Source organism: Companilactobacillus tucceti DSM 20183, from assembly GCF_001434665.1.
Lineage (GTDB): Bacteria > Bacillota > Bacilli > Lactobacillales > Lactobacillaceae > Companilactobacillus > Companilactobacillus tucceti.
In genome coordinates this window covers 323-3,651 of sequence record NZ_AZDG01000035.1, presented here as the reverse complement: position 1 = coordinate 3,651, position 3,329 = coordinate 323, and the positions used below count along the sequence as shown (strand labels likewise).

The window sequence follows — 3,329 nt, the reverse complement described above, 5'->3', positions numbered from 1 at the left end:
AGATACAAAAAAACTGGTATTGATTTTATTCATCAATACCAGAAAGTGTAGAACCATTATTTCATAATGCGTTAGAAAATTTCCATAATCTGTAAAGTCTTCTTATAATAAGTGAGTCCAACCTTGTGATTTATTGAATTATAATTAAATCGTTATAAACATATTTTTCATGGGAGCATCAAAATGGCTAATATCAAGCTATCTAGGTCACAGAAAGTGACAATCGCAGGGGTAACATTTTTTTCGGCAATTATTTTAGGAGGGTTAAATACAACTAATGTAAATGCTGAAATAACAAGTCAGTCAACTACCAATCAAGTAGTTGACCAAGGAAATACAGGAGCCACAGATTCAGGGAAAGATTTAAATGCAGAGAGTGCACCAACTGATACAGGGTCAGATAATGGTGCAAATACATCTGAACAAACTGGTACGAATACTGAAACATGGAGTGAAGTATCCGGAACAGATAGTGGCACAGGGGCTGCTAGTGCAGATGTAACTACCAATTCAGGGTTAAAAACAGATAACAATGAAATTTCAGGGAATAATAATATAAGTGCTTATTCATCAGAACCAGTTGCTACTACGGCATCAGAAGTGCCAGTTGCTGATTCACAGGGAAGTACCATTGATTGGAATAATAGGTCTGAATATAATTCTAGTGCTAACAGTGGAATTATTGTTAACTACAAAGTTCAGGGTACCGATGGCGAAGAGATAGGAGACTTGAAGGAACAAAGAGGTCAAGCGTTCATAGTTGGTAATGAAGGAGATACTGTTGATCTAACTAATTCGTTGCCTCAAGGGTACACGTTTTTAGATGACGCAGACAAGCAACAGACAATAGGGAAAGCCTATGATGGACTTAACGCTCAAAGTTATATTGACAGTATCACTAAGACAATTTATGTAACTAAAAAAGTCGGTGTTGGACAGTTTATTCCGGCACTTTTTCAGTTTAAATATGAAGATACAAAATTTCCAATAACGTATTTAGGATATCTTGACGAAAATAAAGGTTCTGGTTCTGAGAGTTTATTTCCTCCAATAGGATTTCTAGTAGATAGGTCCACTCCGCCCAGTGGAGTGTTAATCTCAACTATTTCTTATAATGGGATGTTTAATACACCATTATCGAAAGAAGTCTTTAAAGACACTCAAACTAAAATGCCAAACCTAGTAAACTTCAATCTAGGTGGGAAAACTCTTAGTTCAATTACAACCGATTCAATTCAACTTGGCAATTCAATTGATATAACCGCACCCGATGGATATACATTTAGTGATGGTACAACTACTAAGTCAATTGTGATCGGTGCAGCCAGTCCAATGTATATGGCATATTATTCAACATTGGGAATTACTGATATCGATCCATCTATCCATGATTTAGATATTGTTAAAGCACCAGGGGTGTTTTCTGATAAAGAAGTTAATTTATCAGTTCAAAATGGTGTAGTTTGGAATCCTTCTGAGGCATTTGATGCAACCAATAGTACCGATGAAAATGGAAATTCAATTAGTTTTGATAAATTAACATCAGTTACTATTCAAAAAGTTGGAAATTACACTCCTGAAACAAGTTCAACAATAGATTTATCAAAATCAGGAAGTTACACGGTTACCTATGCATACAATGGATATTCTTCGATTACTAAAGTAAATATCACCCAAACACCAGTTATCAATTCGACCCCAAACTATACTATCAATCTTGATTCATCAAATCCTTGGGAGCCTAAAGACACTTATGTATACGGTACTGATGAAAATGGAAATCGATTAAGTGTAACTGATCTGACAGTGACGATTGACGGAGTAACTAGTGATGTTGCTCCAACAACGCCTGGAGATTATACATTAGTTTATTCATATACATATGGTGATAATCAAACTGTAACATCAACTACTGCATTACATGTTATACAAAATCCAAAACTAGAATTCGTATTTCATTTCGTTAAAATAGGTACTACACTTAATGTCACTGACATACTAAACTTTACTAATTCATATGATGAAAATAATCATTTATTTGATAAGGGAAATAAAAATATTACGTACACTATTGATGGTGTAGTTTACCATGACGGAGAAATGTATACCGCTAATAAATTTGGTCGTATAGAGTGTGCCGTTAGTTATTTGAATGTTGAAATAAAAAGCACGGCAATTGGAGTATCTCAGGACCCAGTAATAAATGTACAAAATAAGGATGTTTTGGTTGGTGATAATATAACGCCGTCTGATTTATTTGATACAAGTACTGATGAATTTGATAGTCCGTTATCAATAGACAAAATAACATTAACCATTGATGGAAATGAAGTTAAAAAGGATACTGTTATAGATACTTCGAAACCAGAAATACATACAATCATTTATAATTATAGATATTTTAATGGTATTGATAATGATAGTATGCCAATATTTTCAAATGTAACTAAGACTGCCACTTTAACAGTTTCATCGAATTCAACTACTGAACCTACGACTCCTACAACACCTTCGAGTGATAAAGAGTGGGTAATCGATGCTCCATATTTGGTAAAGGCTGATGATTATGCACAAATCTACAGTTCACCATCTGTTGCTGATCCAGTTGCAACGAGACGATTAGCACATGATACAGATTGGATGGTAGGTTTAGCCGTTCAAAACGGTGAAGGAACTTTCTATCAAGTTTCAACCAGTGAATGGGTCAAAGCAGAAGATATGTGGGCCTTTAAGCCAATCGACGATGTGGTTTATGCTAATGATCCTGATAATACTCAAGTATTTAGTACAGTAGATGAAAGTAAAAATACTGATATTAATTTAAGTTATCAAACTGCTTGGTTAGTTGATCGTGTGGCCGTTGATAATAATGGAAACACTTGGTATCGTGTTGGGACAAGTAATTACGTTAAAGCATCCGATATTACTAAAACTGCTCCAGTAACTAGATACAATGGAACTGTTCAGTTGACTGGTAGTGGGGATGTTACTTTATATAATCTAGACTATTATGGAAATATAAAGAAAGCACAGCGAAAAGCATCTAGTGGAACAACTTGGATATCCAATAATCATCGTAAATTTAAAGGAACCACGTATCATCAGATTTCAAATTCTGAATGGGTTTCTGAAATAGATTCCGTGTTTAAGAAGCAAAATTAACTAAAAAAAGTAGCCGCAATCAATTCGATTGCGGCTACTTTTGCTTTAAATGCTATTCACCTGGTTTGTAATCTTTATCAATAATCAAAATAGGTTTGATTGTCATACCACTAACTGAATCTGCATCAGCTTCATTGATTTGGTCAAAGTCATAGAACTTCTCTGTT

The 3,329-nt window shown here is 34.5% G+C and carries 1 protein-coding gene; it reads left to right on the top strand.

Going from position 1 to position 3,329, the window contains the following annotated elements; all coding sequences use genetic code 11:
- Nucleotides 1-183: 183 nt before the first annotated feature.
- Nucleotides 184-3,162, top strand: a complete 2,979-nt coding sequence (locus tag FC72_RS10505) for a hypothetical protein (RefSeq protein ID WP_057767477.1) — start codon at nucleotides 184-186, stop codon at nucleotides 3,160-3,162.
- Nucleotides 3,163-3,329: the final 167 nt, after the last annotated feature.

Coding starts and splice junctions, on each gene's coding strand:
- FC72_RS10505 (WP_057767477.1), top strand. CDS start 184: ATGGCTAATATCAAGCTATCTAGGTCACAGAAAGTGACAATCGCAGGG.